Source organism: Dendronalium phyllosphericum CENA369, from assembly GCF_016056275.1.
In the GTDB taxonomy this organism is placed as follows: Bacteria; Cyanobacteriota; Cyanobacteriia; order Cyanobacteriales; family Nostocaceae; genus Dendronalium; species Dendronalium phyllosphericum.
In genome coordinates this window covers 335-4,383 of record NZ_JAECZA010000226.1, presented here as the reverse complement: position 1 = coordinate 4,383, position 4,049 = coordinate 335, and the positions used below count along the sequence as shown (strand labels likewise).

The following is a 4,049-nucleotide window of genomic DNA, read 5'->3' as shown; positions in this document are numbered from 1 at the left end:
GTGTAACCGTTTCCGCCGTCATTTGACAGTGCGGTTCAATCACCCTTGAAAATTCCACTTTTGGGTTAGCAAAAATTCATAAGCTCTCTTGAGTACTGTTCCACTACTGAAGATTTCCGACAGTGCTTTGCCAAATCCAAGACTGAGAGCATAGCCTATCGACATTGCACGCTCATTTAATCGGCGATCGCCTAACTCACAGGTCGCAAAATTTTTCTCCCACCAGTCCAGCATTGTTCGTCACCTTTAGCACCGGATTTCAATTACTGTACTGTATATGCTGTGGTGTTTCCCAACTCCTTTGTGAGTCTGCTTTTCGAGACTTAACGGGAAAAGTCAGGTTGATGATTCACGCTAAAACTTGTTGTATCAGTTCGTGCCACTTCTGTTGGTAATTCGTAGGCACGAATCAGATGTCGTCCTAACTTTACTTCTATTTCCAGCCTCGCCTCTGATTGCAAGCCTAATTCTTCGACTACCCTTGCCAGTCGGTCGTCAGTGGCATCTTTTTTCCCTATCGACCACCCCGTAGTTAGCTCTAAAATTTTTCGGTTTGCTTCTATCCAGGGTTCTACCGCCGACAACCGATGGTCTGACTGGGTGATTATATATGTCAATAACAATACACTCAATTCTCCGTAACTCAGTCCTTTGTGATTTCCGTGTGGTGGAGTGAGTTTTTGGTCAATCCAGTTGCCTATCTCCATCTTGTTTAGCCATTCCACTATTACCGGAATATCATCAATTCTCTCAGAATAAATTTTTACCTGTTCGTTTATTGCCATACGCACACCCCTCTCCAGAATCTGTCTTACAGACTAACGGAAAATGGTGCTATTACTCCTTATTGCCCTATTCCTTTTCCCTCAAGGCATTAATTCCTCTTGCCTTCAAAAATAAGCGAATGTACAGTTAATAGTTTTGATGACGTTTTTTATTCAATTTTACAAAATTTGTATTTTGTCTCATTCCTTCTTAAGCGGGATAACACTAGAACGAGATACCCATCTAGCCTTATTCTCAATCAAAATTTTTACTTGAAGCTGATAAGGTTTATCTCTTGGATTTTCATCAAGGATTTGAGTTGTAATTCTTCTTTCTAATTTATGCCCCCAATCATCGGTATATTTTTGAAAATAAATTATCTCTGTCCCAACTGGAATTTTAGGTTTAAATATTGGGTCAGCAACATTTTGTTCTTTTATTCTTTGCTGTTTTGTTCGTGAGGGGTAAAAACTCATATTGTACAAAACTCTTATTTTGTCTCAAATGTTGTTTTTTAGCCAAGTTATGAGATTATTTAGTTCTTGTTCACTTCCTGGCTTTTTACCATGATAAGCACTGCATAAAGTAGTTGGGCGTATACCAATTTCTGGAGCAACTTCTCTAAAAGTTCTACCTTTCATTTTTAAACGAACTCCTAAAGCCAAAGACTCATCAACAGGTCTTAGAATAGGATTGTATTCTTTGGTAAATATTACTTTCTTTCCTGTTAAATCCATATTAATCAAAAGTTATATTTTGTCTCTGTAAGTAAATTCAGGTATTTTGTTGGAAGATTCCACAAAATGGTTTAAATAAGATTTAATTATTTTGATATCTTCTTTTAGCTGTTTTCTTGTGGATTTTATGCGAGACAACGCCGCATACAAGTAAGTATCAATTGATTCTTTGTCTGTTCCTTCTGCAAATTCTTCTTTTAAATCTTCTAGGTTTTCAATAGAAAAATCTAAATGGCTTATATGGCTGCCAAAGTCTTCTAAGTAGAGAGATACTCTGACTACTGCTTCCCTAATATCAGTGGCTATCGTTTCATCTATGCACATAATCAAAAGTTAGATTTTTTCACTTTTATTAATATAAGTATTTCCGGTTACAAGCTGTTAACACCAGCTTGTATATTTCTTCAATATATCACGTAAATTATCAACTTTTACTAGCTAGTTCTCACTTTTAAAAATGCCTAAAGAAATATTTAATTTTCTCATTATTATTTGATGGGTATTTCTGAAAATTTACCTTAAGCGTTCGCCTCAATGAGCGTCATTTGTCACATCAATATCATCAATATATAGTCAAACCCATTAGAGGATGTTTGAAAAGTCTGAGAGATTGTAAAAAAGCTCTCTCAGTATACGCTGTGAATAGATAGTAGACAGCACCGAGAGAGCAACATGAGTAAAGCATACCCCAGTAACCTGACCCGCGCCCAATATGAATTTTTGAGTGACATGATTCCAGAAGCCAAAAGAGGTGGTCGTAAGCGTGAAGTCGATATGTGGGAAGTACTCAACGCCACCTTCTATGTCCCAGTCGGTGTGCAAGCGGATTGTTATGCAGCGCTTTTCCTAAATGCTTTACGGAAAATGATCTTGTCATCTCCTGCTTTGTAGAACTCCCGAATCCGAGCTTCCTCGTCATAACCATTCTTTCGATAAAATGATCGGACATATTCAAAGCTCTCAAGACCGGACGTTTCCACTAACAGCACACGTTCACCGCGATCTGCTAGTACTTGTTCAACATGACTCAGCAGGACACCACCACGTCCAAGTCTTTGACGATCGGGGTGAATAGCAATCAGATAGAGATTCCATGTCCCTTCGGTCATTCGTTCCGGCGCAACATACGCCACGCCTACTACTCCATTATCATCGTCGGTAAACCACAAGTCTTGACTTTCCAGTTCGCTATTGAAGTGTTGCTCCAGCATTTGGGCGAGTTCCTCGGTTTGATTTGGCTCGAATAACCCAGACGCTTCCGCCAAAGCGATCAAGGCAGGTGTGTCACTGGGCGTAATCAGTCGAATCATAGGTTTTTGGTTAAGGAATACTCAGCACAAATCATTGATGGCTGAATTTATTAAGTTGCAGACAGGTATAAATCAACCTCTCATCGAGAATTTTAGCAGTATAACGTTCCGCTTCACCTGCTGCTAGCAACCTCAAGGACTCAACCAAGCATTTGTCAGCAGTCGGGTGCAAGCGGGTTGTTCTGCCACTGGCAACTACTTTCAGGCTTTCCTAAACAGTTTAGATACAACTCCTTTGAGAATATATGGTAGTAGCTTCGGAGCAGGTAAGAAAACAATCCCTAACTGCTGCATCAATCCGAGTGCATCGCCAAGCCCCCAATGCTCCACAATCTTTCCCGACTCGACTCGATCGATGTGCATGATCGACAAATTGATTTGTTTACCTGTTGGCGGAAGACCTTGAAATTCTCCAAGATGTTTGGCTGTGAATCTTCCATACGTTACAACCCTGTCACCTGAAACAATAACCTCATCAAAAATGTGCTGTCCCTGACCGAAGGCTAAATAAAACGACATCCCAAACTGCTTAAACCCTGCCCCGTCCAATGGCTCTGCTATACCCGCTAGATGAGCAACAAAGTTTGGAGCCAAAAGCTCTAAGGCTTGCTCCATTTTGCGTTCGTCAAAAGCTTTGTAAAACTGGAGAACGAGGGCTTTGTTTTGTTCAGTCAGCATACAGAATTTCGTTTTGAACTAGATTGTAACGCGGTGATTACGAGAACTTAACCGGGCTTTCTAGGCGACTTGAAAACACTACCTCAGCGATCGCCTTCAAAACACGCTGGCTTTATGCAGCATTACACGATTGAGCTAATTCGTGTAATGAGGCTATTGACTGCACTGTCAGTCAGTTGATTGGTTGTTCATTAGCTGTGTAGACAAAAGAACGAAAAATTTTTGGTAAGACTTACTTACTAAACTTACTTCCTGACGTAGCTGTAATAACAGCAGCAGAAAATCTTTTGTTTAGACGCGTATAATAGCGTTTAAACAAAACTTCTAAGCTATAGGAGCCATAAATTTTTATCCTCAGTACAGGTAAAAACGAGTAATAAAACTGCACAGTATACTATGTCAGTTTTATGTTAAATCCTTGGTAAATCCATGTCAGTTTCATGTCAGATTGACGTTAAATCCATGTCAAATTCATGGAAAGGATAACTGTGACGAGATGAAAGCTATGTTAAATCCTTGGTAAATCCATGTCAGTTTCATGTCAGATTGACGTTAAATC

General features: G+C 39.7%; 6 protein-coding genes and 1 pseudogene. All 7 read right to left on the bottom strand.

Annotated elements, in window-relative coordinates; all coding sequences use genetic code 11:
- Positions 1–39: 39 nt before the first annotated feature.
- Positions 40–234 (bottom strand): IS4/Tn5 family transposase DNA-binding protein, encoded by a 195-nt coding sequence (locus tag I8752_RS25015; RefSeq protein WP_214434632.1) that lies wholly within the window; start codon positions 232–234, stop codon positions 40–42.
- Between the two features lie 104 nt (positions 235–338).
- Positions 339–785 (bottom strand): annotated as a pseudogene (locus I8752_RS25010) (DUF4277 domain-containing protein); the annotation flags it as partial.
- Positions 786–965: 180 nt separating this feature from the next.
- A complete protein-coding gene (locus I8752_RS25005) occupies positions 966–1,241 on the bottom strand; it encodes a hypothetical protein (protein WP_214434939.1) in 276 nt (91 codons plus the stop codon).
- A gap of 24 nt (positions 1,242–1,265) precedes the next feature.
- Positions 1,266–1,502: a hypothetical protein gene (locus I8752_RS25000; RefSeq protein ID WP_214434938.1), complete on the bottom strand. Its 237-nt coding sequence runs from the start codon at positions 1,500–1,502 to the stop codon at positions 1,266–1,268.
- A gap of 12 nt (positions 1,503–1,514) precedes the next feature.
- Positions 1,515–1,826 (bottom strand): hypothetical protein, encoded by a 312-nt coding sequence (locus I8752_RS24995; RefSeq protein WP_214434937.1) that lies wholly within the window; start codon positions 1,824–1,826, stop codon positions 1,515–1,517.
- A gap of 506 nt (positions 1,827–2,332) precedes the next feature.
- The gene (locus tag I8752_RS24990; protein ID WP_214434936.1) at positions 2,333–2,812 is read right to left on the bottom strand and encodes a GNAT family N-acetyltransferase; all 480 of its coding nucleotides are present in this window, start codon (positions 2,810–2,812) and stop codon (positions 2,333–2,335) included.
- 201 nt (positions 2,813–3,013) lie between these two features.
- Positions 3,014–3,490 (bottom strand): ester cyclase, encoded by a 477-nt coding sequence (locus tag I8752_RS24985; protein WP_214434935.1) that lies wholly within the window; start codon positions 3,488–3,490, stop codon positions 3,014–3,016.
- Between the last annotated feature and the right edge of the window lie 559 nt (positions 3,491–4,049).

Coding starts and splice junctions, on each gene's coding strand:
- I8752_RS25015 (WP_214434632.1), bottom strand. CDS start 234: ATGCTGGACTGGTGGGAGAAAAATTTTGCGACCTGTGAGTTAGGCGAT.
- I8752_RS25005 (WP_214434939.1), bottom strand. CDS start 1,241: ATGAGTTTTTACCCCTCACGAACAAAACAGCAAAGAATAAAAGAACAA.
- I8752_RS25000 (WP_214434938.1), bottom strand. CDS start 1,502: ATGGATTTAACAGGAAAGAAAGTAATATTTACCAAAGAATACAATCCT.
- I8752_RS24995 (WP_214434937.1), bottom strand. CDS start 1,826: ATGTGCATAGATGAAACGATAGCCACTGATATTAGGGAAGCAGTAGTC.
- I8752_RS24990 (WP_214434936.1), bottom strand. CDS start 2,812: ATGATTCGACTGATTACGCCCAGTGACACACCTGCCTTGATCGCTTTG.
- I8752_RS24985 (WP_214434935.1), bottom strand. CDS start 3,490: ATGCTGACTGAACAAAACAAAGCCCTCGTTCTCCAGTTTTACAAAGCT.